Raw genomic sequence first — 25165 nt, 5'->3', positions numbered from 1 at the left:
CGGTCAAGCATCGAGTCAGACCCGCTCGGTGCCGCCGAACATATCCTCACTGTCAAGCGTGATGACTCTGAGGTAACTCTGGGGTATCGCGCTTCCGAGTGTGGATGTGTCGCCGTAGCCTCGGACCGTCCGCCGGCGGCCAGGAGGGCGGTGCGACGGTCAGGCGGGCGGTGCGCCCGTGGACCCGCCCGCCCCGCCGTCGTCCGCCGCCGGCCGCACCGCGGTGTCGGGCCGGGCCTGCGGCAGGTGCTCCACCAGCTTGGTGAGTGCGCCGTTGGCGAAGGTGGCGCCGAGCGCTGATCCGGCCCCGATGGTCCAACCGACCGGTCCGATCGGCGTGCAACCGAAGAACTGGCTCAACCCCGGTGTCTGCACTACCACGACCATCGCCCCCAGCGACGCCGCCGTGGACGCCAGCACCGCCGGACTGGTGCCGCCAGCCAGGACCGTCTGGCCGAGCTGGGTGCCGACCAGGGAGACCAGCGCGACCGTGCCCGCCCGCCGACGGCGGCCGGTGTACCGGGCCAGCGTCCAGCCGGCGGTGGCGCCCAGCGTGGTGGCAGCCGCGCGCAGCCCGATCTCCTTGGTGAGGGTCTCGCCGAGCGACGCGTCCGGGCCTTCCCGGAGCAGGCTGTCGGTGCGGTCCGAGGCGGGCGGGCGGATCGCGATGGCCAGCGCCGGAGCCAGGTCGGTGAGCAGATTGACCAGGAGTAGCTGCCGTCCGGTGAGCGCGGAGCGGCCGGTCGCCGCGGCGGTGAGCACGCTGAATGCGATCTCGCCGAGGTTGCCGCCAACCAGGATGCTGAGCGCGTGCCGCACCGACGACCACATCGCCCGACCCTCGACCAGGGTGGCGATGATGGTCTCCAGCCGGTCGTCGGTGACCACCAGGTCGGCGGCGGCCCGCGCGGCCGGGGTGCCTCGTTGACCGAGGGCGATGCCCACGTCGGCCAGCCGGATCGCCGGGGCGTCGTTGGCGCCGTCGCCGGTCATCGCCACGGTCCGCCCGCACTTCTGCAACGCCTGGATGATCCGAACCTTGTGCGTCGGGGTGCAACGGGCCACCACGTCCGTGCGGACCAACCGCTCGGCGAGTGCCTCGTCGTCCAACTGGTCGAGCTCGCCGGCCGTGACCACTCGCTGCTCGTCGTGCTCGCTGATGGTGGCGGCGATCGCCGCGGCGGTCGCCGGATGATCCCCGGTGATCATGATGGTGTGCACGCCGGCCTGCCGGATCCGGCGTACCGCCGGGGCGGCGCTCTCCCGGACCCCGTCCGCGAGGGCCAGGAAACCCACGAAGGTCAGCCCTCGGACGTCCCCGTCGGTTACCTTCGGGTCGTCCACCTGGCACTCGGCGACGGCCAGGATCCGGTGCCCCGCCCCGGCCCGGTCGGCGAGCACCCGGTGCAGCTCCGCGCGGCCGGCGTCGTCCAGCGGCTCCTGGCGGCCATCGGTGCGCCGGGCCGAACAGCGCGGCAGCACCGACTCCGGGGCGCCCTTCACGCTCAACAGCAGGTGACCGTCGGTCTCCCCGACGCTCGCGTGGTACCCGCGGGACGGCTCGAACGGCAGCCCGCCGGCAGCCTGCCAGCCATGGGCACCGGTCTGCTCCACCACCCCCGCCGCCGCGGCACCCTTCCGGACCGCGCGGTCGGTATGCAGCGCCAGCTCCTCCGGGTTGGCTGCGGCAGGGGTGGCCCGCAACGCCGCGGCCAGCGTCATCCGGAGCCGATCGTCGAGCCGGTCCACCGGGGCGTACCGGTCGGCCACGCCGTCGCCGACCCCGGCGAGCAGCAACTGGCCCTCGGTGAGGGTGCCGGTCTTGTCGAAGCAGAGCACGTCCACCCGACCGAGCGCCTCGATGGTGCGCGGGTTGCGGACCAACGCGCCGTGCTCGGCCAGCCGCCGGGCGGCGGCCAGCTGTGCCGCGCTGACCAGGAACGGCAACCCCTCCGGCACCGACGCAACGGCGAGGTTCGCGGCGGTCGCCGCCGTCTCGACCAGGGGTACGCCCCGGAGCAGACCCGCGCCGGCCACCGCCACCGCCGAACCGGCGGCCAACGGGATGGCAAGGCTGGTCAACGAACCAAGTCGGGCCTCCACCCCACTGCTCGGAGGCGCCTGCCGGACCAGCGCCAGGCTGCGCCCGGCCTCGGTGTCGGAGCCGGTGGCCACCACCACGGCCGTGCCGTGCCCGGCGGCGACGGTGGTGCCCTCGTACAACATCGAGCGCCGGTCGGCGACGGCGGCGGCGACCACCGGTCGGTCGGTCTTGGCGACCGGCAGAGACTCGCCGGTCAGCGATGACTCGTCCGCCTCCAGCCCCACCGATTCCAGCACCCGACAGTCGGCGGGCACCGAGTCACCCGGCTCGACGGCGATGACGTCCCCGAGGACCAGGTCCTCGGCGGCGACCACCCGCTCAGCGCCGTCCCGGCGGACCCGGGCGGTCACCGCCGAACGGGACAGCAGCTCCGCCAGCGACCGTTCGGTGTTGCGCTCGTGCACCGCCCCGATCATGGCGGACCCGCCGACCACGCCGCCCACCAGCGCGGCGTCGACCAGCGAGCCGAACGACGCGGAGAGCACCGCCCCGGCGGCCAGCACCGGGGTGAGTGGGTTGGCCAGCTCGTCGACGAAGGCGCGCAGCAGGCCACCGTTTCCGGGTGCCTCGCCGCCGCTCGCGCCGTGCCCGTCGCGGCGACGCTGCGCCTCCGCGTTGTCCAGGCCGTCCGGCCCGGTGCTGAGCCGGTCGAACACGGCGCCGACCGGCATCAGGTGCCAGGCGGTCGCCACCGGTGCCGGAGTGTCCGACTGGTCGGGCAGCCGCCGGGCCCGCCACACGCCGTGTGCGAAGGCCAGCCCGGCCGCGCCGTTCACCGCGACCAGCGTTCGGACGGGCAACTGGGTTGGTGCGGCGGTGAACGCGCCCAGCGCACCGAGACCGGTGCCGGCCAGGCCCAGCCGGATGTTCTGCCCGGTCATTCGCCGGGCCACTCCGGTCGCCTCGACCATCAGAGCAGCCACCCGCAAATCCGCGCCGACCAGCAGGTGCGCTCCCCATGGAGGCAGCTCCTCCGGTCTGAACATCCCGAGGCCGCAGTCGGACGCACCGAGCGCCGGTCGGTCGGAGGACACCAGCATCACCACGGCGCCGTCGCGCTGCAACGCGCGTACCGACTCAGTCAGCTGGTCCCCGCCCGGCAGCATCGCGTCGGCGAAGCCGTACCGCTGCTCGTCACCGCCGGCCACGACCAGCCGCAGGCCGGCGTGTCGGGCGGCGGCCGGCAGGCCGTTGACGCCCGGCGCGGGCTCCGGCTCGACGCGCAACAACGCGACGAGCCGTTCGTCATGTACCAGGCCGAGTAGTTGGCCACCCGCGGCTCGCAACCGTTCCCGGTCCGGGATGTCACCCGGGTCGCCGGCGGGCAACTGGTCCAGCGGTCCGAGCCGCCAGCCGTCCACCGCCCGCGAGCCGGCCGGATCAGCCGGGTCGAACAGCGCGAACGCCCGCTCCGCCACCTGGTCGACGTCCGCTCCGGGCACCGGGGCGAGGTCGGCCAGCACGCCCCGGTCCGAGCCGAGCACCGCGGCGTCCAGCACCAGCGTGTCGATCCGGTCCAGTTCCCGCAGCACGCTGCGGTCCATGGCGATAACCCCGCGTCTGGCCAGGATCTGGCCGAGTTGGGCGGCGTACCCCTCGCGCCCGCTGCCTGGGGCCTTGGGCAACGCGGACAGGCCCAGCGCGGCGGCCCGCTTGTGCCCGGCGAACGGCACCGCCGCCGCAGCGGCTGCCGCGCCGGCGGCCAGCGACCGGTTGATGTACCGCTCGACCGGGCCGTCCGGCTTCGGCCGGGGGCGGTCGTTCCCCAGCCAGCGCGCGGTGGCGCGCTCCGGCTCACCGGTCAGCTGTGGCTCGGCCCGCTCCCACGCGGAGAGCTGGGCCCGCGCCTCGCCCCACTGCACGATCCGTTGGGCGCCGTCCACGACGATCCCCGCCCAGCCGCCCGCCAGACCCTGCACCACCGCTTCGGCGAGCGGAAAGAGAATGTCGGCGCGAGGGTCGGCGCGCAGCCCCCGGCTGGCGAACGCGTGCAGCTTCGGTTGCAGGTCCACCGCGCCGAGCAGCCCGACAACCTCGCCGGGCACCGGCGCGAACGGCAGGATCCGGGTGGCCGCCGAGATGGTCAGGCCCAGCGCGTCCGAGGCGAGCCCCCCGAGGGTGCGTGGCGTCCGGGGCCCGTCCTCCGGTGGGTGTGGCGGCGGGATCTCCGGGTCAGGCGCGTGGTCGCAGGTCTGCTCGACCCGGGCGATATTGGCGATCAGGTCGCGCAGCTTCGGCTCGGGATCCTGCACAGCGACCACCACCCGGCCGGACGGGGCGTTCACCCGGGCCCAGGCCACCCCGGGCATCTGCTCCAGCGCGCCCTCCACCTGCCGGGCCAGCCGGTCGCCGCCGTCCTGGCAGACGCCGTGCACCTCGATGTGGTGGCGACCAGGTCGGGACCAGATCCGACGCCGGGTCAGCCCGGCCGTCCGGGCCAGCCGGGTCGCGGCCGAGCCCACGGTCCGGGACGCCTCGCTGACCAGGTGCGGCACGCCGATGGACGGCAGGAGGCGGCCGACCGCGCGACCCGCCGCCGTCATCGAGGCGTACGGCTGGACGGACGCCGGCCCGACTCCCCGCTGATACAGGTCCTGCCCTCGGCCATCTCGTCCTCCCACCGCCTCGCGTCCGGCGGCCTGGCTTCCCGACCTGGCATCCGTTATGCCCTCGGAGCAGGGGAACTTTCCGTCGTCGCCGTCGGATGGACGGGGGTGGGCGGTGGGATCCCCGACGAGAGCCGCGTCACCCGTGATTGACATGAATCCGGGTTGAGGTCGCAGGCTCGGTCCATGCTGAGCCCATCCGCCACCGTCGTACCGGCCCCTCCGGGGTTGTTCGCACCCCGACTGCGGGCGATGACGGTGGGCAGCGTCGCGCTGATCTCGCTGCTCGCGTTCGAGGCGCTGGCGGTCGGCACGGCAATGCCGACCGTCGCTCGCAGCCTGGACGGGCTGGCGCTGTACGGGATCGCGTTCGGCGGCTCGTTCGCTGCGGGCGTGCTGGCCATGGTGATCTCTGGAATCTGGTGCGACGCACGAGGACCCCGGGCGGCGATGTGGCACGGCGTCGCCTGGTTCGTGGTCGGGCTGCTGATCGCCGGGACCGCCCCGGTGATGGAGGCGCTGGTCGTCGGCCGCGTGGTGCAGGGGTTCGGCTCCGGGCTGCTCTCAGTGGCGCTCTACGTGATCGTCGGGCACGCGTACCCGGAGGAACTGCACCGGCGGATCTTCGCCGCGTTCGCGGCGGCGTGGGTCGTCCCGTCGTTGGTCGGGCCGGCGCTGGCCGGCCTGATCGTGGAGCACCTGGGCTGGCGGTGGGTCTTCCTGGCGGTGCCGGCGGTGGCGGTGCCGGCGGTGCTGCTGGTCCACCCCGGCCTGCGCTCACTCGAACGGAGTGCGCCGACCCGGCCGCCGGCCGGCGCCGTGGCCCGGATCGGCTGGGCGTGCGGGGCGGGGGCGAGCGCCGCACTGCTGCACATCGGGGGACAGCAGCGCGGCGCGGCCGCCCTGGCACTGATCGCGCTCGCCGTGACCGGCCTGCTGGTCTGCGCCCCGCGCCTGCTGCCGGCCGGGTTCCTCCGGGCGGCCCGAGGGCTGCCCACCGTGATCGGGCTGCGGGGTCTGGCCTCGGCGGCGTTCGTCGGCGCCGAGGTCGTCATCCCGTTGATGCTCTCCCGGGAGCGAGGTCTGTCGCCGACCGCCGCCGGGCTGGTCCTCACCGTCGGCGCACTGGCCTGGTCGGTGGGCTCCTGGGTACAGGGCCGGATCCCGTTGCCGGCCTCCCGCGCCAGCCTGCCCCGAGCCGGGTTGAGCTGCATCACGGTCGGTACCGCCACGGTGGCGCTGGCCGTCTGGCCCGAACTGCCGGTGGCCGTCGCCGTGCTGGGCTGGGCGGTCGCCGGCCTCGGCATGGGGCTGCTCTACCCGTCGTTGTCGGTGCTCACCCTGGAGCTGTCCGCCCCCGGCGAGCAGGGCCGCAACAGCTCCTCGCTGCAACTGGGCGACTCACTCTTCGCGGCGACCGTACTGGCGCTCACCGGGGCGGTGCTGGCGGCCGGTAGCGCGCCGGGCCCGGCCAGCTATGCGGCGACGCTGGTGGTCGCCGCCGGCCTGGCGCTGCTCGGTGCGTTGCTGGCCGGCCGGGTGGTGGTGGGCGGGAGCGCGCGGCTGGGCGGGTGATCCGCAGGTTCGGCGGCGCCCGGCCCCGGTCGGCCGGGAGGATGGCGGGCGATGAGTTTCCTTGCCGTCCTGCCACTGGCCGTGGTGATGGTCGCCGGGACCCAGTTGGTCGTAGCGGTCTTTCTCGCCTCGTCCGACCGGCCCCGCGCGGCGTCGCTGGGCTTCCTCGCCGGTGCCGGGCTGGTGGTCGCCGTCGGGGTGACCGTGAGCTGGTTGCTCACCCGGTTGGTGGGCGGCGTGGCCACCGACGCCAGCGCCGTCGCCGGCCGGGTCGATCACGGCCCGGCCATCGACCTGGTGGTGCTCGCCCTGCTGCTCATCCTGGCCGTGGTGGTCTGGCTGCGTCGGCACCGGTCCGGGCCGCCGCGGTGGCTGGGGAGGATCGGGCACGCCGATCCGGGCCGGGCGCTGCGGCTGGGCGCGCTGCTCTTCGTGGTGACGCCCACCGACGACCTGACCATGGCCGCCGTCGGGGCGAGCGTGGCCCGGCACAACCTGCCGTGGTGGCATCTACTGCCGTTCGTGCTGCTCACGGTGACCTTGCTGGCCCTGCCGCTACTGGCGTTGCTGGTGCTCGGGCATCGCGCCGCGAGGGTGCTGGCCCGGATGCGTGAGTGGGCCGAGGGGCACGCCTGGGTGGTCAACGAGGTGCTGATCGGGTTCTTCGCGCTGCTGACCGTGCTGGACCTGGCTCGCTCGGGGTGAGCCGCCGCACAACCGGTCACGGGTCTGCCCAGGATGCCGTCATCACCGGGTGGGCCCAGAGGCGGCGCGGACCGGGCGCCGGACGGATCGGTGGGCCGGCGTATGCCGTGGTTCGCGGCGGGACGGGAGGACGGGATGAGGGTTCTGGTCACCGGGGCGGGCGGCCACCTGGGCCACGCGGTGCTGGCCCGGCTGCGCGACGACGGGGTCAGCGTCCGGGCCACCAGCAGGCGGCCGCGTACCGGCTCCGGGGTGGAATGGGTGGTGACCGACCTGGCCACCGGGGACGGGCTGACCGAGGCGGTCGCCGGGATGGATGCGGTGCTGCACCTGGCCTCCTCTCCCCGGGGCCGGCAGACCTACCAGGTGGACGTGCTCGGCACCCGTCGGCTGGTGGTCGCGGCCGGCGCGGCGGGCGTCCAGCACCTGGTCTACACCTCGATCGTCGGAGTGGACCGGGTGCCGATCCCGTACTACCGGCACAAACTCGCCGCCGAGCAGGTGATCGCGGCCGGCCAGGTGCCCTGGTCGGTGCTGCGGGCCACCCAGTTCCCGCAGTTCCTGGACGACATGCTGACCGCCAGCGCGCGGCTGGGGCCGGTGATCGGGGACCGGGCGGTGCTCGCCCAGCCGGTCGACCCGGCCGAGGTGGCGGCCCGGTTGGCGGCCCGGCTGGTCGCCGGCCCGCTGGGCTCGATCGAGGAGTACGGCGGGCCGCAGGTGCTCCGCTTCGACGAGGCGGTCCACGCCTGGCGGCAGGCCCGGGGTGCACGCCGACCGTTGCTACCGGTGCGAATCCCCGGCCGCCTCGGCCGCGAGCTGCGCGCGGGTGGCCTGGTCACCGAGGCGTTGCCCCGGGGCGTTCGCACCTGGGCCGACCACCTCGCTGACACGTACGGGGGACCCCGGCAGAGATGAGAGGAAACCGGGTTCACATTCGCCTTACGGTGACGCCATGTTCGCTGTCGTTATCACCGTCATTCTCTACGTCGCCGGTTTCGTCTTCCTCTACGGCGTGATCCGGCTGGGTGTCCGGCACGCGCTGGAGGACCTGGAGTTGCAGCGGGCCAAGGCCCTGCGGGCCGAGGAACTGGCCGCTTCCCGTGACCGCACCTTCCTGCGCGAGAACGCGTTCCTCGCCGGTAGCTGAGCCGCCGGTCGGTTCGGCACGGACGGGTGGTCCGCGTGCCGGCTCGGGAGTCGCCAAGCGGTTCGGGCGTGGCGGGTGCGAGGATCGCACCCGTGATGGGAACGCTGAAGACCGAACCGGCCCGTGCCCGCCTCGACCTGCTCGCCCCGCCGGTGGCGACGGCCATCTCCGAGTGGCCGGCCGACGCGCCGGTGGACGTCGACGACGTGCTGGTCGCGCCGATCGACGCCGACCTCGCCGACACCGCAGCCTTCTGCGCGGCGTACGAGGTGGGGTTGGACGTGTCGGCAAACTGCGTCGTGGTGGCCGGCAAGCGCGAGGGTGTGGTCCGCTACGCGGCCTGCATCGTCCTGGCCACCACCCGGGCCGACGTGAACGGGGTGGCCCGCCGGGCGCTGGATGTTCGCAAGGCGAGCTTCGCCCCGATGGACGACGCGGTCGAGTTGACCGGCATGGAGTACGGCGGGATAACCCCGATCGGGCTGCCGGCGCAGTGGCCGATCCTGGTTGACGCGCGGGTGATCGCCACACCACACGTGATCATCGGTTCCGGCGTACGGCACAGCAAGATCGCGCTGCCCGGGCCGGCGCTGGGTGCGCTGCCCGGAGCGCAGGTGGTGGAGGGCCTGGCCAGGCCGGCCTGACCGGGCATCGGCATCGATGCTGTTGCACGTGAAACATCACGTCGGTCGATGCCGGGGTGCCTGGTCGGTCGCGGCCTGATCAGTGCGAGTGCGCCGCCGATTCGCGCTGCTCGACCTCGGCGAGCGCAGCGAGCAGCGTCGGCGTCTCCTGGGCGCCGCTGACCGCGTACTTTCCGGCCAGCACGAAGGTCGGCACGCTGGTGATGCCCAGGTCCCGGGCGGCGGCCAACGCGGCGGTGACGTCTGCGGTCCGCTGGTCGGAGTCGAGGAACCGGCGCACGTCGGCGACGTCCAGGCCGATCCCGCCGGCCACCGTGGCCAGTGCGTCCCGGGAGCCGACGTCGACGCCCTGGGTGAAGTACGCCTGGTAGAGCGCCTCGACCATCTCGGCCGCCAGGCCGTGGTCGGTGGCGTAGGAGACCAGCCGGTGCGCCTCGAACGTGTTCGCGGTGACCGCACGGTCGAAGTCCAGCCGCAGCCCGTCACCCGCCGCGACCTCGGTCACGTGAGCGAACATCTGCCGCGCCCGCTCCGCACCGCCGAACCTGGCGGCCATGGCCTCCAGCAGCGGACGGGGCTCGGACACCGCCGACGGGTCGAGCTGGAACGGCCGGTAGCGGACGGTCACCTCGCCGTCGTAGCTGGCGAGGGCCTCCTCCAGCCGGCGCTTGCCTATGTAGCACCACGGGCAGACGACGTCCGCGTAGATCTCGATCTCCATGATCGGTGCCAACTCCCAGCTCAGCCGAGTTGTTCCCGGACCTGCCGCTTGAGCCGGCCCAGGATCGCGGTGCCACCGCGTATCCGCAGCGGGCTGATCGCCTGTGCCAGGCCCATCCGCTGGTAGAGGTCGTCCGGCACGGCCAGCACCTCCTCGGCGCTCGCGCCGGCCAGCCCTTCGGCGAGGATCCCGGCGAACGCCCGGGTGGTCGGCGCCTCCGGCGGGCAGTCGAACAGCGTCTCGACGGTCTTTTCCGGCGTCACCCGGGCACGCAGGAAGAACGCCGTCTGGCATTCCGGCACCTGCTCCATGCCCTCGCGCTCGACGGCGTCGACCGGGAGCGGCGGGATGACGTCGGCGTACTCGAGCAGCATCTCCAGCACCAGGTCGCGCGGCGCGGCGGCGAATTCGTCGACGATCTCGGCCAGTCGGGCCGGCATGTCAGCCATGTGTCGAGGCTACCGCCGTTGGTAAGGGCCCCTTCCCGCTACCCGAGGCGATCAGAAGGGGCCCTTGTTTGCGGTTCAGACGGTGGGAGACTGCTCGCTGATCTCGCTGAGGGCGCTGGTGGGGTCGAGCTGCATGGCCAGGTCGCCGAGCGAGACGATCCCGACCAGCTTGCGGTCGGTGTCGCAGACCAGCACTCGCCGGATGCCCCGGTCGCGCATCAGCGTCGCCGCCTCGCCGGCCGTGCAGTGCTGCTCGATCATGACCACCTCGCGGGTGACGATCGAGCCGATGGTGGTGGCAGTCGGCGAGCGGTTCTCGGCCACCGCCCGGACCACGATGTCCCGGTCGGTGAGCATGCCGGCGAGGCTGGCGCCGTCGGTGACCACCACGTCGCCGATGTCCGCCTCCTTCATCACCCTGGCCGCCTCGTCCAGGGTGGTCTCCGCCGACAGGTACACGACCTGCTTGGTCATCACGTCGCTGACCCGGTAACTGGTCATGAGAGCCTCCGAAGACGTTTTCACCGATCGAACTGCGGTACCCCGTGACGCGGTCGCTACACCAGGTTCCCACGTTCGCGGCGTACCTCGTGGACCAGTCGTTCCACCAGACCGTCCACGTGCATCTCGGTGCGCCCGTCGCCGGACCGCTCGCGCAACTCGACGTACCCGTCGGCCAGTCGGCGGCCGACCACGACGGCGCGCGGGATGCCGATCAGCTCGGCGTCGGTGAACTTGACCCCGGCCGAGACGTGCGTCCGATCGTCGACCAGCACCCGCAGGCCGGCGGCGTCGAGCAGCCTGCCGAGCTCCAGCGCCGCGTCGAGTTGCGGTCCCTTGCCCGCCACGATCAGGTGTACGTCGCACGGCGCGACCGCCGCCGGCCAGACCAGTCCCCGGTCGTCGTGGTGCTGCTCGGCGATCGCCGCTACCGCCCGGGAGACCCCGATGCCGTAGCAGCCCATGGTCGGCCGGACCGGCTTGCCCGCCGGGCCGAGCACGTCGACCGCGAACGCGTCGGTGAATCGGCGGCCGAGCTGGAAGATGTGCCCGATCTCGATGCCTCGCCGGATGGTCAGCTCGCCGCGGTCGCAGTCGGGGCAGGGGTCGCCGGCCCGTACGTCGGCCGCCTCGATCGTGCCGTCGGGCGTGAAGTCCCGTCCGCAGACCACGTCCGTCGCGTGCCGGCCGGGCTCGTTCGCCCCGGTCAACCAGGCCGAGCCGGGCACCACCCGCGGATCGACCAGGTAGCGGATGCCCAGCTTGTCGAGCAACTGCGGCCCGATGTACCCGCGAACCAGCTCCGGATGCTCGGCCCACTCCTCGAAGACGGCCACCTGGGCCGGGTGCAGCGCGGCACCGACCCGCTTCAGGTCGACCTCCCGGTCACCCGGCAGCCCCACCACCAGCGGCTCGGCCCGCTCCGCGCCCGGCTGGCGCACGCTCAGCACGACGTTCTTCAGGGTGTCGGCGGCGGTCCAGCCGTCCCGGCCGCCCAGTCGGCGGGCGTTGGCCAGCGCCACCAGGCTGGCGATCGTCGGGGTTTCGGGGGTGTCGTGCACCTCGACGGCCGGCTGCGCGGCCGGATCGCCGGCGGCGGGCGCCCGGGTGATGACCGCCTCGGTGTTCGCCGCGTAGTCGCAGGCGGTGCAGCCGACGAAGGTGTCCTCGCCGACCGGTGTCGCGGCCAGGAACTCCTCCGACGCCGAGCCGCCCATCGCCCCGGACATCGCGTGCACCACCGTGTAGTCCAGCCCCAGCCGGTCGAAGATCCGCCGGTACGCCGCCCGGTGCCGTCCGTACGCGTCCCGCAGCCCTTCCTCGTCCAGGTCGAAGGAGTACGCGTCCTTCATCAGGAACTCCCGGCCGCGCAGCAGACCGGCCCGCGGCCGCGCCTCGTCCCGGAACTTCGTCTGCACCTGGAACAGCGTCACCGGGAAATCCCGGTACGAGGTGAACAGGTCCTTGACCAGCAGCGCCGCCATCTCCTCGTGGGTGGGCGCCAACAGGTGCTCGGCGCCGCGCCGGTCGGCGAGGGTGAAGATGTCGTCGCCGTACTCCGCCCACCGGCCACTGGTCCGGTACGGCTCCGCCGGCAGCAGCGCCGGGAAGTGCACCTCCTGGTCGCCGATCGCGATCAGCTCGCCGCGTACCACCTCGGTGATCCGGTCCAGCACCAGCTTGCCCAGCGGCAGCCACGTGTACCCGCCCGGTGCGGCGCGACGGATGTAGCCGGCGCGCAGCAGCAACCGGTGGCTCGGCACCTCCGCGTCGGCCGGGTCCTCGCGCAGGGTTCGCAGCAGCAGGGTCGACATGCGTAGCAGCATTCGCGCAGCCTAGAGCCGTCGCGCCGGGTCGGCGATCCAATTCGGTCCCGTGTGCGGCACGACTGTCGGGTCGGCGAGCGGCCGGAGCCGGCGAGCCTCCGGGACATGCAGATCATCAACGCGCTCGACTGACCGTCGGGTGCGCGGGGTGGCCCGTACCACGGGGACGGGCCACCCCGTGTGTGACCAATGACCTCCGCCACGTCGTCCAAATCGGGGCACCGCCCGCCGCGCCCCCGGTGACAGACTGGTCGCCGCAGGCAACGAGTGGCGTGAGGGAGGCGCGGGTGCGCTGGCGCAGTTATGTCGCGGTCGGGGACAGCTTCACCGAGGGTATGGACGACGCCTACCCGGACGGCACCTACCGGGGTTGGGCGGATCTGGTGGCGACCCGGCTCGCCGCCGAGGCGGGTCCCGACTTCCGCTACGCCAACCTGGCCATCCGGGGTCGACTCTTCCCCGGTGTGGTCGCCGAGCAGGTGCCCGCCGCCGTGGCGATGAAACCCGACCTGATCAGCTTCGCGGCCGGTGGCAACGACGTGCTGCGCCGCACCTTCGACCCGGACGCACTGGTCGCCCGCTTCGACGACGTGGTCCGGCAGCTGCGCTCGGGCGGCGCGGACGTGCTGCTCTTCCGGTTCGCCGACGTGATGGCCCGGCTGCCCGGGCAACGCCTCGTGGCCCCCCGGGTGGAGCTGCTCAACCAGGCAGTCGGTGAGACCGCCGAGCGGCACGGCGCCATCCTGGTCGACCTGTACGCCGACGACACCTTCCTCAACCCGATGCTCTGGAGCACCGACCGGCTGCACCTCTCCGCTGCAGGGCACCGGCGGGTCGCCGGGCAGGTGCTGAACGCACTCGGGGTGGGCTGCGACGAGGAGTGGCTACTGGTCCCGCCGCACCCGGCGCCGTCGCCGTGGCTGGCCGCCCGTGCGGCCGACCTGCGCTGGGCCGGTCAGCACCTGGCCCCGTGGATCAAGCGGCGGCTGACCGGTCGCTCCTCCGGCGACACCGTCACCGCCAAGCGCCCGCTGCTCGGGCCGATCGTCGACTGAGCGTGCTCACCCTGCACACCGCGCCGCTGCTGCGGCTCACCCCCGACGGCGAGCCGGTGCCGGACCACGCCGTGGTGGTCAGCGGCGACCGCGTCGAGGCCGTCGGTCCGCTCTCCGAGTTGAGCGGGGCGTACGCCGGGGCGCGGGTCCGCCGCTGGCCCGGCACGCTGGGCCCGGGGCTGCTGCACGATGGCCCGCTGCCGGCGGCGCCCACCCCGCGCGAGCGGGTGTACGCGTTGCTGCGGCGAGGGGTGACGGCGGTGCTGGCCGAGCATCTCGCCGACCCGGCGCTACGGGCGGCCGTCGACCGGAGCGACCTGGTGGTGCTGCCCGCTGCCGTCCCGTCGGCGCTGAACCCGGGCGGGCGCGCCGACCTGGCGGTCCATGACGCCGACGGTGCCTGCCTGGTCACTGTGGTCGCCGGTCGGATCGCCCACCGTCGCGCCTGACCACCGTGACGTGCCGCCCGCCACATCCGCGGCTCCCGATCCCCGATGGCCGGCCGCCAGGTCGAATCGCGGCGTAACTTGGGGATCATGTCTGTGCCGAGCGATCCTGATCCCCGCCTCCAGTCGTACGCGGACCCGCAGCGGCTGGTCACCACCGAGTGGCTGGCCGAGCACCTGGGCGACGAGGGCCTCGTGGTGGTCGAGTCCGACGAGGACGTACTGCTCTACGAATCGGGTCACATCCCCGGTGCCGTCAAGGTCGACTGGCACCTGGACCTGAACGACCAGGTGACCCGGGACTACCTGGAAGCCACGAGCTTCGCTGAGATGTGCGCCGCCAAGGGCATCGGCCGGGGCGACACGGTGGTCTTCTACGGCGACAACTTCAACTGGTGGGCCGCGTACGCCCTCTGGGTGTTCTCCCTCTTCGGCCACGCCGACGTGCGGCTGCTCGACGGCGGCCGGCAGAAGTGGATCGCCGAGGGGCGTGAGGTGACCCGTGACAAGCCGGCCCGCCCCCGCGCCGACTACCCGGTGCCGCTGCGTGACGACACGCCGCTGCGGGCGTTCCGCGAGCAGGTGATGGCGCACATCGCCGTGGGTCGGCCGCTGGTCGACGTCCGGTCCCCGGGCGAGTACACCGGCGAGATGCTGCACATGCCGGACTACCCGCAGGAGGGCGCGCTGCGCGGCGGGCACATCCCGGGTGCGGTCAACAAGCCGTGGAAGTCCGCCGCCAACGAGGACGGCACGTTCAAGTCCTCCGACGAGTTGCGCGCGATCTACGCCGACCAGCTCGGGCTCAGCCCGGACGACGACGTGATCGCGTACTGCCGGATCGGTGAGCGGTCCAGCCACACCTGGTTCGTGCTGCGGCACCTGCTGGGCTACCCGCAGGTGCGCAACTACGACGGCTCGTGGACCGAGTGGGGCAACCTGGTCCGAGCTCCCGTCGCAAAGGGCGACCAGCCCGGCGGCCTCGCCGCCTGACCGGCACTGCCGCCTGACCCCCTGAGCACCTGTCCCCGCGCGACCATCCGGTTGCGCGGGGACGGGGCTCAGCCGGCCAGTGCCACCATGCCGGTCAGGTCGCGGACCACGCCGGTGACCTCGCCGGTCTCCGGGTGCCAGCGCACCAGGCCGCCCGGTTGCAGGCGGAGCAGGACGGCACCGCGGTTGTCCCAGCCCAGCACCTCGCAGCAGCCCTTCCACCGGTCCCGGCCCAGGTCGAGCACGTGGGCCACCGCACCGGTCCGAGCGTCCAGCACGGCCACCCCCTCGGCACCGTCGATCTCGCTGCTGGTGATCCACGCCGAGCGGGCCAGGCGTTCGCCGTGCAGCCAACCCCGGCCGTAGAACTCGTTGACCTGGTACGGCACCGGCAGCGCGGCACCGGTGACCTTCTGTTCGGAGCGGATCGTGCCCTCGCGGGCGGTCCGGCTGCGCAGGATGAGGTTGTCCCGCATGCCGCTCACCTCGACCAGCGCCGCCTCGCGGCCGGCCGCCGGATCGGGCGTGACCAGGTCCCAGAGCGAGACGTCGAGCTCGCTGGCCGCGCCGGAGACCCGGTCCACCGCGTACGTCCGGTCGTCGCCGCCGACCAACACCCGGTCGTTCGCCCAGACCACCAGTTCCAGGTAGCCCTGAAGCGGGATGCGACGCACGGTCGCCGTGGTGAGGTCGACCATGATCAGCTCGTTGGTCTGCGCGAATGCGGCTGACCGGCCGTCCGGCGACAGCACTCCCGACTTCAGGGCGGGCGCCTGGTTGCCGCCCTCGTCCCGGGTGGGCGCCGGAGTCACCACGTCGAGACTGCGCACCACGCCGTCGTCCCCGAGCACCCGGACGGGGCCGTCCGCGCGGTACTCCTCGAAGTCGATCGGCTGGAACAGCGCCAGTGCCCGTTGGACCGGCCGGGCGGAGAGCGGCACGGTCGCCGGGTCACCGAGCCGGGACAGCGGATCACGCGGAAAGGTCAGCTCGGCGGGGGCGCGCACCACCGGCCCGGCGTGGCTGGGCACGACGGTTGGCGCCACCGAGTGGTCCGGCGGCGAATCGGCGGGCGGTCGCATCGCGGCCACCGTGCCGCCACCGATCAGCGCCACGGCCAGGGCCGCCGCGCCGACGGACCGTCGGGTACGCCGGGTACGCCGGGCCCGCTCCCAGCCGGCCACCGCGGGGTGGCTGGGCCGGACGTCCTCGACGCTGACCGTCAGCAGTTGACGTAGGTCCTGCTCGTTCACGGGTTCACCTCCAGGCCGGTGGCCAGGTCTCCGGGAGCAGCCGGGACCTGGCCCGAGCGGGCGTCCCGAGCCAGGTCCGGGGCCACCTCGCGGAGCCGGCGCAGCGCCGCGTGGCACTGGCTCTTCACGGTGCCGACGGTCACCCCGAGCGCTTCGGCGGTGGCGACCTCGGTCAGGTCCTCGTAGTAACGCAGTACCAGCACGGCCCGCTGCCGGGGTGGCAACTGGCCCAGCGCGTGGTGCATCGTCAGCCGCAGCGTGCCGTCGCGGTCGGGCGCCACCTGCTCCGGGGGTGCGGCGCTGAGCCATTCCCGACGCCTGCGACGCCACCACGACACCGCGTCCCGGTAGAGGATTGTTCGCACGTACGCGGCGGGGTCGCCGTCGCGTACCGAGGTCCAGCGCAGTGCCAGCTTCAGCAGCGCGTCCTGGAGGAGGTCCTCGGCCTGGTGCTGGTTGCCGCAGATCAGGTAGGCCGCACGCAGCAGCCGGTGCTGGTGGCTCTCCACGAAGGCGAGGTAACCCTCGCGTCCGTCGTCCGCCGCCGGTCCCATCCGCCCACCTCCCGGCCGTCGCGTTCCCGCGTCACCTGCCAGACGCACGGGGAGGGGGAAAAGGTTGGGTCAGTTCTCCGGCAGCCCGGTCAGGTAGCGCTGGAGGGTCGGTGCGATCCAGGAAACCAGCTCATCCGGATCCATGTCCACCATGGGCGGCAGGCGGACGATGTAGCGGGTGAAGGCGAGGCCGAGGATCTGGCTGGCCACCAGGCCGGCCCGGCGCGCGGTGGTTGCCGGGTCGGTGCCGAAGGTGGCCACGGTCGCGATGAGTTGGCCGGCGAAGATGTCGCGCATGCGCTCGGCCGCGCCGGGATTGGTGCTGGCGGTACGGAGTAGTGCCGTCAGCGTCTCGTCGCCCTCCCACCGGGTGAGGAAATGCCGGATCAACGTCTCGCCCAGTTGCCCGAGCGGCACCGCGGTCAGGTCGGGCAGGCGTAGGTCGAACTCGGCCGCCGCCGCGAACAGCCCCTCCTTGTTGCCGTAGTAGCGCATCACCATCGACGGGTCGATCCGGGCGTCGGCGGCGATGGCCCGGATCGTGGCGCGTTCGTACCCGTCGGCGGCGAACCGTTCGCGAGCGGCCCGCAGGATCGCCGCCCGGGTGGCGTCCGAGCGGCGGGGAGGGGTCGGGCGGGCGGGCGCTGTCATGTCAACGACCGTATGCCAACGACTGTTGACTCACAATGAGCGGCGACCTAACGTTGCCAACAAGTGTTTGCCAACATGTGTTGGCAACGATCGTTCCGGAGGTGGCCATGCTGCCCACGAGTACGGACGTTCTGGTGGTGGGCGCCGGCCCCACCGGTCTCGCCACCGCGCTGACGCTGGCCCGACGCGGGGTCGAGGTGACCGTGCTGGACCAGCTGGCCGACCCGCCGTCGACCTCCCGCGCGGCCGTCGTGCACGCGTACACCCTGGAGGTGCTGGACCGGATCGGCGCTGCGGCGCCGTTGGTGGCCCAGGGGGTGCGAGCGCCGCGCTTCACCGTCCGTGACCGGGACCGGGTGCTGCTGTCGGTGCCGTTCCACCAACTGCCGTCCCGTTTTCCCTACGCGCTGATGGTCTCCCAGGCGGTCACCGAGGCGGTGCTCACCGAGCAGTTGGCCGACCTCGGCGTCCGGGTGCGACGGCCGTGCCGGCTGACCGGCCTGAGCCGGAACGGCCACGGGGTGCTCGCGCAGATCGACGGGGAGGCGCTGCGCGCCCGGTTCGTGGTCGGCGCGGACGGCCTGCACAGCACGGTCCGGCGGTTGGCCGGTATTGGCTTCACCGGCCCGAGCGACGAGGAGTCCTTTGTGCTCGCCGACATCCGGGTGCACACCAGCCTGCCCCGCGACGAGGCGGCGCTCTTCCTCGCCCGCTCCGGGCCGCTGATCTGGGCGCCGCTCCCGGACGGGGTGGTCCGGCTGGTCGCCGCCGTGCCGACGGCCCCGGCCGAGCCGGATCCGGCCTACCTCCAGGCACTGCTCGACGAGCGCGGCCCGGCGCGGCGACCCGACCGGGTCACCGAGGTGCTCTGGGGTTCCCGGTTCCGGGTGCACCACCGGATCGCCGACACCTTCCGGTCCGGGCCGGTGCTGCTGGCCGGCGACGCCGGACACGTGCACAGCCCCGCCGGCGGGCAGGGCATGAACCTCGGCATCTGCGACGCGGTGGCCCTCGGCACCGCGCTGGCCGACGTGCTGGACGGCGGCCCGGAGACGCTGCTCGACGACTACACGGCCCGGCAGCGCCCGATGGCGGAGGACGTGCTGAGCTTCGCCGCCGGGCTGACCCGGCTGGCGACCCTCTCCCCGGCCCGCCGGCCGGTCCGTGACGTGCTGCTCCGGCTGCTCGGTGTCGTGCCGCCGGCCCGTCGGCGGATCGCGCTGCGCCTGTCCGGGCTGTCCCACCGGGAACGGACGCCGGGCTAGGCTGCGGCCGTGGGTCAGGTCTGGCGGGACTGGGGCGATGTCCTGCTCGCCGTGCTGGCCGGGCTGCCGCTGTTGGTCCTGGTCACCGCCGCCCTCGCCCGGCTGCGCCGGGCCGCGCCGGCCGGTCAGGCGTGGCGACGCAGCATCGCCGAGGTGGGCGCGGTCGCCGGCACCCTGCCCTGGGTGTGGATGATCCTCAACCCGCGCGACGCGCCACGGCAGGTCAACCCGGTGCCGCTGCGCGACCTGGCCGACCTGCTGACCGGACCGCCGACGACCGCGGTGGTTCAGGTGGTCGGCAACCTGCTGGTCTTCGCCGCCCTGGGCTTCTTCGCCCCGGTACGCCTCGCCGCGCTGACCAGCGTCGGTCGGCTCTTTCTGCTCGGCGCGGCCGGTTCGCTGCTGGTCGAGTCCCTCCAGTACGCGCTGGACCTCGGCCGCGTCTCCTCGGTGGACGACGTGCTGCTCAACGCGACGGGTGCGGCTCTGGGCGGGCTGCTGTCCCGCCGCTGGTGGGCGCGTCAGCCGGCGGCACCGGCCGCAGTGTCCACCACGCCGCGAGGGTGACCAGTGCGAACGTACCGGCCGCCGCACCCGCCACCGGCACCGTTCCGTACGCCGCGGCGACCAGCCCGGCGAGCGCCGCGCCGACCGGTGCGGTGAGCAGCCCGACCATCCGCTGGGCGGCACCCACTCGACCGAGCAGCCCGGCCGGCACGTGCCGCTGCCCGTACGACGCGCACAGGCTGTTCCACACCACGGTGCCGGCGGCGAAGACGGCCAACGCGAACGCGCCCGGCACCGGATGCCGGGCCAGCGCGAACCCGGTCAACGCGACGGTCTGCGCGGCGAGCACCGCGCACAGCGCGGGCACCGTGCCGAACCGGGCGGCGAGCCGACCCGCCCCGAGCGCCCCTGCCACGCCGCCGAGAATCGCACTGGCGGCGAACAGCCCGTACCCGGACGGCGGCACCCGCAACACGTCCAGCGCGTAGAGCACCAGCACCGCCAGCACGCCGCTGATCGCCAGGTTGCACGCCGCCGCCAACAGGGTGACCCGCCACAGTGTCCGGTGCGCGCGAAGCCACCGCAGCCCCTCGACGATCTCGCCCCACACCGACCCGCGACGCGCTCCCGTCGCCAAGCGGGGAGCGGATGTTGGGGTGAGGGCCAGCACGAGCAGGGCGGCCACGGCGAAGGTGACGGCGTCGATGGTGAACGGGAGGGCGGGGGCGACGGCGAAGAGCACGCCGGCGGCGGGCGCGCCGAGGAAACCGCCGGCCACCGCGGTGCCCGCCTGGAGCCGGCCGTTCGCCCGGGGTAGCGCCGCCGGAGGCACCAGTGCGGGGAGCAGCGCGAACGAGGCGGAGTCGAAGAGGGTGCCCAGCGCGGCGAGGAGGAACGCGGCCACCAGCAGTACCAGGATGCCGGCCCGGTCGAGGGCGACCGCCACGGCCAGCACCCCCACCACGGCCGCGCGGACCCCGTCCACCAGGGCCATCGTCCGCCGCCGGTCCCAGCGGTCCGCGTACACGCCGCCGAGCAGGCCGAAGAGCAGCGGCGGTAGCTGCCCGGCCACGGTGACCGCCGCGATGATCCGGGGGTCGCGGGTGAGCGTCGCGGCCAGCAGCGCCAGCGCTGGCGTCCGTAGCGCGTCGCCGAGCCGGGAGGAGACGGCGGCGGACCAGAGCAGCCGGAAGTCCCGACCGAGAGCGGAGGAGGTCATGCCGGTGACCGTGCGGGTTCGACCGGGTCGAGAGTCAAGCCGCCGGGCGAAAGGGGGACGCGCCCGGCGGTGATCATCGGTACGGTGGGCGCCGGCATCCGGACCGGGGAGAACTCAGGCGTGGACCACACCTTCCAGGTCGACCTCCGTGGCGTGGTCGATCTGCTCAGTCATCACCTCTACGGCAGCCCGCGGGTCTACGTCCGCGAGCTGCTGCAGAACGCAGTGGACGCGATCACCGCCCGGCGTGCCGCCGAGCCGGACGCGCCCGCGCTGGTCCGCATCGAGCCGCCGGACATCACCGGCGACGGCACGCTGCGGGTGCACGACACCGGCATCGGCCTGACCGAGGCGCAGGTGCACGAGCTGCTGGCCACCATCGGCCGCAGCTCCAAGCGGGACGAGCTGGGCTTCTCCCGGCACGAGTTCCTCGGGCAGTTCGGCATCGGCCTGCTCTCCTGCTTCCTGGTGGCCGACGAGATCCAGGTGCTCACCCGGCACGGCGAGCACCCCACGGTCCGCTGGACCGGGTACGCCGACGGCCGCTACGCGGTGACGGTGGCGCCGCCGGAGGCCGCCCGCGCCGAGCCGGGCACCACCGTCACGCTGGTGCCCCGCCGCGACGCCAACCAGTGGCTCACCACGCCGACCGTCACCGACCTGGCCCGGCTCTTCGGGTCGCTGCTGCCGGTCACCGTCCGGGTCGGCGACGTGGTCACCACCACCGGCGAACCGCCGTGGCCGACCACGTCGGGAGCACCGGTCGACCGCGCGGCGCTGATCAGGTACGCCCGGGAGACGCTCGGCGTCGACCCGTTCGACGTGCTGCCGCTGGCCGTACCGGAGGCCGGGCTGACCGGTGTCGCTGTCATCCTGCCCACCCCGGTGAACCCGGCGGCCCGAGCCGGGCACCGGGTATACCTCAAGCGGATGCTGCTCACCGAGAACGCCGACGGGCTGCTGCCGGACTGGGCGTTCTTCGCGCACTGCGTGGTGGACGCCAGCGAGCTGCGCCCCACCGCCAGCCGGGAGGCCCTCTACGAGGACACCCTGCTGACCGAGACCCGGGAGGCGCTCGGCGACCAGGTACGCGGCTGGCTGGTCCGGCTGGCGCGGCACGACCCGCACCGGTTGGCCGAGTTCCTCCAGGTGCACCACCTCGGCGTGAAGGCGCTGGCGTTGCACGACGACGAGATGCTCCGGCTGGTCGACCGGTGGTGGCCGATGGACAGCAACGTCGGCACGCTCACCCTCGCCGAGTTCCGGGAGCGCTACGGGGTGCTCCGCTACGCGGCGAGCCTCGACGAGTTCCGCCAGCTCGCCGCCGTTGCCGCCGCGCAGGACCTGGCGGTGGTCAACGCCGGCTACACGTACGACACCGAGCTGATCGAGCGGCTGCCGGTGGTGGACCGCTCGGTGCTGATCGAGCGGCTGGAGCCGAGCGACCTCACCACCCGCTTCGAAGGCCTCGACCCGCAGGTGGAGCTGGCGCTACGGCCGTTCCTCACCGCCGCGCAGCGGGCCGTCGAGCGTTCCGGCTGCGAGGTGGTCATCCGGGCGTACGACCCGGTCTCGCTGCCGGCGCTCTACCTGGTCAGCCGGTCCGCGGCGTTCAACGACCAGCTCGCGGCCAGCCGGGACCGGGCCGACGAGCTGTGGGGCGGGGTGCTCGACGCGCTCGCCGCCACCGCCCCGCCGGACCGCCCGCAGTTGGTGCTCAACCACCGCAACCCGCTGGTCCGCCGCGTCACCACGCTGACCGACCCGGAGCTGGTCGGGCTCGCCGTCGAGGCGCTGTACGGGCAGGCGTTGCTGCTCGGCCACCATCCGATCCGTGCGGCCGACGCCGCGCTGCTGAACGATTCCTTCCTCGGCCTGCTCGGCCGGGCCGTGCCGGGACAGGAGTGAGCATGGGCGACGAGGATCTGTGGCGGGTGCTGCGCGGCATCGGCGACATGCCGCACGGGGCGGGGCAGATCGCCGCGCTGGAGCAGCTGCTGCGTCGGGCGGACGCCTCCGACGACCGGCACCTCGCCTTCGCCACCCGAATGGAGGCCACCACCGGGTACATCTACGGCGGCGAGTCGGCGAAGTCCTTCGTGACCTTCTCCTGGTGTCTGGCCGAGTTCGACCGGGACCCGCAGCCCTATCACCAGCGCCACATGCACCAGCTGCTCTGGCACTTCAAGTCAATGGTGTCCGGTCTGCTGAAGTTCCCAGAGGTGCCGCTGGACCGCACGTACGCGGTGCTGGACGACATGGAACGGCGCTATCGGGCTGGTGGGCACAGCCTGCAGGCCGTCCACAAGCACCGGTTCCGGGTCGCCTCCCACGTGGGCGACGCCGAGGCCGCCGCGCACTGGTACCGGCTCTGGCAGACCACCCCACGCGACGAGCTCTCCGACTGTGCCGGCTGTGACCCGACGAGCCAGGTGGCCTACCTCGCCGACGCCGGGCGGGACGCCGAGGCGGTGGCGCTGGCCGAGCCGGTGCTCGCCGGTCGGCTCACCTGCAGCGAGCAGCCGCAGGCGATCCTCACCGCGCTGCTCCTGCCGTACGTGCGTATCGGGCGGGGTGATTCGGCGCGGGACGCGCACCGGGAGGCGTACCGACGGCTGCGCAGCAACCTCGCCGACCTGTGGGACATCGGCGACCACATCGAGTTCTGCACGCTGACCGGCAACGAGGCGCGGGCGGTGGAGCTGATCGAGCGGCACCTGGACTGGTTGGACCGGCCGCCGTCGCCGGCTGCCGCGATGCACTTCGCGGCGACCGCTGCCGCCGCGTTGCGCCAGGCCGGTCGGGTCGGCGCGTCGACCGTGTACCGACGGGCCGCCGAGGGCCAGCCGGCCGGGGAGGTGCCGGTGTCGGCGCTCGCCGACGAGTTGGCGGAGACCGCGACCGGGCTGGCCGCCCGCTTCGACGCCCGCAACGGCACCACCCACCAGTCGGAGTGGATCGCCCGGCGGATCGCCGTGCGGCCGGAGGGCGAGCACCTGCCGCTCTCCGCGAGCGTCCGTCGTCGCCCCGACCGCCCGACCCGCCCGGCTGAGGCCGAGCCGGCGGTCCCGCTCGACCAGGGTGCCGCACCGACCGTGGCCGACCGTGGCGGCCGGCCACGGGCCGGTGCCAGCGAGCCGACGGTGACCCTGCCCGCCGATGCCGGAGCGGACGAGCTGCTGGACCTCGCCGAGGAGAGCTGGGGCCGGCACGATCGGGCCACGTTCCGGGCGGCGCTGGTGGCCTACGACGACGGTTTCAGCGCCGCCGACCTGGCACCGCGCACGGTCGCCCACCGGATGGCGTTGCGGGCGGCCGAGCGTGGCGACCAGGACGACATCGACGGTGCGATCGAGATGAACCGGGCGGCACTGGACCTGTACCGGGAGGCGGCCGAGGAGTTGCCCGCCCAGGTGGTTGCCGGGCGGCTCGGCGTGCTGTTGACCCGGGCCGACGAGGGCGCCGAAAAAGGGCTGACGCTGGTCCTTGCGGCCGCCGAGGCGTTGGACCAGCTCGGCGACGCCCGGCAGCGGGCCGCCGGGCACGACCGGGTGGCGCTGGCGCTGCTGCATCGGGAACGGTGGGCGGACGCGCTCGCCGCGCTCGACCGGGCGCCAGCCGATGCGGGTGGCGACCGGCACCTGGCGGCCCGGATCGCGTTGCACCGGGCACACCTGTTGGAGCAGCTCGATCGCTTGACGGAGGCCCGCGCAGCCGCCGACGAGGCCCGCCGGATCGGCCGTGAGCTGGGCGTCGGCGAGCTGGTCACGGCAGGCTGCCTGACGTACGCCAGGACGGTGGACGACCCGGCCGACGCGGTGACCGCCTGCGACGAGGCGCTGCGGGTGGCGCCGGCGGACGCGGAGCTGCCGGTCCGGGTCGCCCGGGCGCGCGCGCTGCTCGCCACCGGCCGGGCCGCCGACGCGGTGGACGACTTCGTCGAGGCGGTGACGCTCTGCGTGGAGCGGGGTGCGGAGGGGGACGCCTTCCTGCGCTGGGAGTTGGCGAACGCGTACCGGATGGTGGGCCGGCTCGGCGAGGCGGCCGAGGTCGCCGAGGAGGCTGTTCTCGGTCTGGACCGGCTCGGCGCCCAGGCGCAGGCTGACCGCTGCCGGCACATGCTGGCCGGTGTCTACGCCGGGCTCGGCGAGATCGATCCGGCGCTGGCCCTGCTGGAGCAGTTGGCCAGCAACCTGGACGGCCCGGACAACCTCCCGCTCCGCGCGCAGGTGCTGGAGGAGGCGGGCGGGATCCTCTACGACGCCAACCAGGACGCGGTGGCCGCCGAGCGGTTCGCCACCGCCGCGACGGCGTACGGACTGGCCGACCTGCCGCTTGACGAGCTGCGGGCGCGCCGGCGGGAGGCGTACGCCTGGTTCTGGTCCTATGACATTCCGGAGGCGGTACGCGCCATCGAGGTGGTGGACGGGTTGGCGGCGACGTTGGCCGGGCAGCCGGAACAGTCGCCACCGGTGACGTACGAGCTGGCGATGGCGGCCGAGGCCGGAGCTCGGGTGCTGACCGAGGCGGATCGACTGGACGACGCGCTGGACCGGCTCACCGGGGTGCCCGACCGGTTGCGGTCGATCGAGGCGTTCGGGGAGGCCACGCAGGTGGAGATTCTCGTCGGTGAGCTGTTGCTGCGTCTGGACCGTCCGGCCGAGGCGGAGCCGCTGCTGCGCCGGGTGCTCGGCGGGCTCCCGGCCGACTCCCGGCCGGTCCGCCAGACGGCCTGGCTGCTGGCCCGTGCGCTGGACCTGCTCGGTCGGCCTGAGGAGGCCACGGCGCTGCGGACGGAGCACAACGTCGACCCGGACGACTGACCCCGCCGGCGGGTCGCCCTTTGCGAGCAGGTCGGGGAGGGGGCAACCGCACCACAGGTGTGAGTAACCGAGCGGTAACCACCGCTCCACCGGAGGCAGATCGCGGTCTAGGCTTGCC

At 73.7% G+C, this 25165-nt stretch carries 21 protein-coding genes; 12 read left to right on the top strand and 9 right to left on the bottom strand.

Annotation, left to right across the window (positions count from 1 at the left end; all coding sequences use genetic code 11):
- Positions 1-159: 159 nt before the first annotated feature.
- Complete coding sequence (locus ABZV00_RS02285; protein ID WP_355601351.1) at positions 160-4647, bottom strand: HAD-IC family P-type ATPase; 4488 nt, start codon at positions 4645-4647, stop codon at positions 160-162.
- Between the two features lie 249 nt (positions 4648-4896).
- Between ABZV00_RS02285 and ABZV00_RS02280 the strand changes: the two genes are divergently transcribed.
- From ABZV00_RS02280 to ABZV00_RS02260, 5 genes are all read left to right on the top strand, one after another.
- Positions 4897-6285: an MFS transporter gene (locus tag ABZV00_RS02280; protein WP_355601107.1), complete on the top strand. Its 1389-nt coding sequence runs from the start codon at positions 4897-4899 to the stop codon at positions 6283-6285.
- A gap of 51 nt (positions 6286-6336) precedes the next feature.
- Positions 6337-6990, top strand: a complete 654-nt coding sequence (locus tag ABZV00_RS02275; protein ID WP_355601105.1) for a GAP family protein — start codon at positions 6337-6339, stop codon at positions 6988-6990.
- A 135-nt stretch (positions 6991-7125) separates the two neighbouring features.
- A complete protein-coding gene (locus tag ABZV00_RS02270) occupies positions 7126-7908 on the top strand; it encodes an NAD(P)H-binding protein (protein WP_355601103.1) in 783 nt (260 codons plus the stop codon).
- A gap of 37 nt (positions 7909-7945) precedes the next feature.
- Complete coding sequence (locus tag ABZV00_RS02265) at positions 7946-8140, top strand: hypothetical protein (RefSeq protein ID WP_328422068.1); 195 nt, start codon at positions 7946-7948, stop codon at positions 8138-8140.
- 95 nt (positions 8141-8235) lie between these two features.
- A complete protein-coding gene (locus ABZV00_RS02260; protein ID WP_328426197.1) occupies positions 8236-8784 on the top strand; it encodes a YbaK/EbsC family protein in 549 nt (182 codons plus the stop codon).
- Positions 8785-8863: 79 nt separating this feature from the next.
- Here ABZV00_RS02260 and ABZV00_RS02255 read toward each other — a convergent pair whose 3' ends face one another.
- The 4 genes from ABZV00_RS02255 to ABZV00_RS02240 form a co-directional block, all read right to left on the bottom strand.
- Complete coding sequence (locus tag ABZV00_RS02255; protein WP_355601101.1) at positions 8864-9505, bottom strand: DsbA family oxidoreductase; 642 nt, start codon at positions 9503-9505, stop codon at positions 8864-8866.
- A 20-nt stretch (positions 9506-9525) separates the two neighbouring features.
- Positions 9526-9954 carry a SufE family protein gene (locus ABZV00_RS02250; RefSeq protein WP_355601099.1) on the bottom strand — a complete coding sequence of 143 codons (429 nt, stop codon included), beginning with the start codon at positions 9952-9954 and terminating at the stop codon, positions 9526-9528.
- A 75-nt stretch (positions 9955-10029) separates the two neighbouring features.
- Positions 10030-10455 (bottom strand): CBS domain-containing protein, encoded by a 426-nt coding sequence (locus ABZV00_RS02245; RefSeq protein ID WP_328422074.1) that lies wholly within the window; start codon positions 10453-10455, stop codon positions 10030-10032.
- Positions 10456-10511: 56 nt separating this feature from the next.
- Positions 10512-12281, bottom strand: coding sequence for a proline--tRNA ligase (locus tag ABZV00_RS02240; protein ID WP_355601097.1), 1770 nt, complete (start codon positions 12279-12281; stop codon positions 10512-10514).
- A 287-nt stretch (positions 12282-12568) separates the two neighbouring features.
- On the opposite strand from ABZV00_RS02240, the gene ABZV00_RS02235 reads away from it, so the two are divergent.
- The 3 genes from ABZV00_RS02235 to ABZV00_RS02225 all read left to right on the top strand — a co-directional run bounded on the left by ABZV00_RS02235 (position 12569) and on the right by ABZV00_RS02225 (position 14775).
- Positions 12569-13336 (top strand): SGNH/GDSL hydrolase family protein, encoded by a 768-nt coding sequence (locus tag ABZV00_RS02235; RefSeq protein ID WP_328422078.1) that lies wholly within the window; start codon positions 12569-12571, stop codon positions 13334-13336.
- A gap of 2 nt (positions 13337-13338) precedes the next feature.
- Complete coding sequence (locus ABZV00_RS02230; protein WP_355601095.1) at positions 13339-13785, top strand: hypothetical protein; 447 nt, start codon at positions 13339-13341, stop codon at positions 13783-13785.
- A gap of 87 nt (positions 13786-13872) precedes the next feature.
- A complete protein-coding gene (locus tag ABZV00_RS02225; protein WP_328422082.1) occupies positions 13873-14775 on the top strand; it encodes a sulfurtransferase in 903 nt (300 codons plus the stop codon).
- Between the two features lie 68 nt (positions 14776-14843).
- On the opposite strand, the gene ABZV00_RS02220 is transcribed toward ABZV00_RS02225, so the two are convergent.
- The 3 genes from ABZV00_RS02220 to ABZV00_RS02210 all read right to left on the bottom strand — a co-directional run bounded on the left by ABZV00_RS02220 (position 14844) and on the right by ABZV00_RS02210 (position 17233).
- The gene (locus ABZV00_RS02220) at positions 14844-16028 is read right to left on the bottom strand and encodes a hypothetical protein (RefSeq protein WP_355601093.1); all 1185 of its coding nucleotides are present in this window, start codon (positions 16026-16028) and stop codon (positions 14844-14846) included.
- On the bottom strand, positions 16025-16582 hold the full coding sequence (locus tag ABZV00_RS02215; RefSeq protein ID WP_355601091.1) for a SigE family RNA polymerase sigma factor: 558 nt from the start codon (positions 16580-16582) through the stop codon (positions 16025-16027). The genes ABZV00_RS02220 and ABZV00_RS02215 overlap by 4 nt, the downstream gene beginning before the upstream one ends.
- 69 nt (positions 16583-16651) lie before the next feature.
- The gene (locus ABZV00_RS02210) at positions 16652-17233 is read right to left on the bottom strand and encodes a TetR family transcriptional regulator (RefSeq protein WP_355601089.1); all 582 of its coding nucleotides are present in this window, start codon (positions 17231-17233) and stop codon (positions 16652-16654) included.
- A gap of 107 nt (positions 17234-17340) precedes the next feature.
- Here ABZV00_RS02210 and ABZV00_RS02205 point away from each other — a divergent pair, with 107 nt between their 5' ends.
- Together ABZV00_RS02205 and ABZV00_RS02200 are read left to right on the top strand one after the other, a co-directional pair.
- The gene (locus ABZV00_RS02205; protein ID WP_355601087.1) at positions 17341-18498 is read left to right on the top strand and encodes an FAD-dependent oxidoreductase; all 1158 of its coding nucleotides are present in this window, start codon (positions 17341-17343) and stop codon (positions 18496-18498) included.
- A 9-nt stretch (positions 18499-18507) separates the two neighbouring features.
- Positions 18508-19065 (top strand): VanZ family protein, encoded by a 558-nt coding sequence (locus ABZV00_RS02200; RefSeq protein WP_355601085.1) that lies wholly within the window; start codon positions 18508-18510, stop codon positions 19063-19065.
- Here the strand turns inward: ABZV00_RS02200 and ABZV00_RS02195 are convergent.
- The gene (locus ABZV00_RS02195; RefSeq protein ID WP_355601083.1) at positions 18965-20224 is read right to left on the bottom strand and encodes an MFS transporter; all 1260 of its coding nucleotides are present in this window, start codon (positions 20222-20224) and stop codon (positions 18965-18967) included. The genes ABZV00_RS02200 and ABZV00_RS02195 overlap by 101 nt on opposite strands.
- Before the next feature lie 120 nt (positions 20225-20344).
- Between ABZV00_RS02195 and ABZV00_RS02190 the strand changes: the two genes are divergently transcribed.
- Both ABZV00_RS02190 and ABZV00_RS02185 read left to right on the top strand, forming a co-directional pair.
- Positions 20345-22132 (top strand): HSP90 family protein, encoded by a 1788-nt coding sequence (locus ABZV00_RS02190; RefSeq protein WP_355601349.1) that lies wholly within the window; start codon positions 20345-20347, stop codon positions 22130-22132.
- A 2-nt stretch (positions 22133-22134) separates the two neighbouring features.
- Positions 22135-25047 carry a hypothetical protein gene (locus ABZV00_RS02185; RefSeq protein WP_355601081.1) on the top strand — a complete coding sequence of 971 codons (2913 nt, stop codon included), beginning with the start codon at positions 22135-22137 and terminating at the stop codon, positions 25045-25047.
- Positions 25048-25165: the final 118 nt, after the last annotated feature.

Origin of the sequence: Micromonospora sp. NPDC005173 (assembly GCF_040608515.1) — a bacterium.
Classification (GTDB): Bacteria; Actinomycetota; Actinomycetes; order Mycobacteriales; family Micromonosporaceae; genus Micromonospora.
This window is presented reverse-complemented; position numbering and strand designations above follow the sequence as displayed.

Excerpts from the sequence above, each read along its gene's own strand:
- ABZV00_RS02260 (WP_328426197.1), top strand. The coding sequence starts at position 8,236 with ATGGGAACGCTGAAGACCGAACCGGCCCGTGCCCGCCTCGACCTGCTC.
- ABZV00_RS02205 (WP_355601087.1), top strand. The coding sequence starts at position 17,341 with ATGCTGCCCACGAGTACGGACGTTCTGGTGGTGGGCGCCGGCCCCACC.
- ABZV00_RS02215 (WP_355601091.1), bottom strand. The coding sequence starts at position 16,582 with ATGGGACCGGCGGCGGACGACGGACGCGAGGGTTACCTCGCCTTCGTG.
- ABZV00_RS02210 (WP_355601089.1), bottom strand. The coding sequence starts at position 17,233 with ATGACAGCGCCCGCCCGCCCGACCCCTCCCCGCCGCTCGGACGCCACC.
- ABZV00_RS02240 (WP_355601097.1), bottom strand. The coding sequence starts at position 12,281 with ATGCTGCTACGCATGTCGACCCTGCTGCTGCGAACCCTGCGCGAGGAC.
- ABZV00_RS02265 (WP_328422068.1), top strand. The coding sequence starts at position 7,946 with ATGTTCGCTGTCGTTATCACCGTCATTCTCTACGTCGCCGGTTTCGTC.
- ABZV00_RS02185 (WP_355601081.1), top strand. The coding sequence starts at position 22,135 with ATGGGCGACGAGGATCTGTGGCGGGTGCTGCGCGGCATCGGCGACATG.
- ABZV00_RS02195 (WP_355601083.1), bottom strand. The coding sequence starts at position 20,224 with ATGACCTCCTCCGCTCTCGGTCGGGACTTCCGGCTGCTCTGGTCCGCC.
- ABZV00_RS02250 (WP_355601099.1), bottom strand. The coding sequence starts at position 9,954 with ATGGCTGACATGCCGGCCCGACTGGCCGAGATCGTCGACGAATTCGCC.
- ABZV00_RS02245 (WP_328422074.1), bottom strand. The coding sequence starts at position 10,455 with ATGACCAGTTACCGGGTCAGCGACGTGATGACCAAGCAGGTCGTGTAC.
- ABZV00_RS02225 (WP_328422082.1), top strand. The coding sequence starts at position 13,873 with ATGTCTGTGCCGAGCGATCCTGATCCCCGCCTCCAGTCGTACGCGGAC.
- ABZV00_RS02270 (WP_355601103.1), top strand. The coding sequence starts at position 7,126 with ATGAGGGTTCTGGTCACCGGGGCGGGCGGCCACCTGGGCCACGCGGTG.
- ABZV00_RS02255 (WP_355601101.1), bottom strand. The coding sequence starts at position 9,505 with ATGGAGATCGAGATCTACGCGGACGTCGTCTGCCCGTGGTGCTACATA.
- ABZV00_RS02285 (WP_355601351.1), bottom strand. The coding sequence starts at position 4,647 with ATGACGGCGGCGGGTCGCGCGGTCGGCCGCCTCCTGCCGTCCATCGGC.
- ABZV00_RS02275 (WP_355601105.1), top strand. The coding sequence starts at position 6,337 with ATGAGTTTCCTTGCCGTCCTGCCACTGGCCGTGGTGATGGTCGCCGGG.
- ABZV00_RS02280 (WP_355601107.1), top strand. The coding sequence starts at position 4,897 with ATGCTGAGCCCATCCGCCACCGTCGTACCGGCCCCTCCGGGGTTGTTC.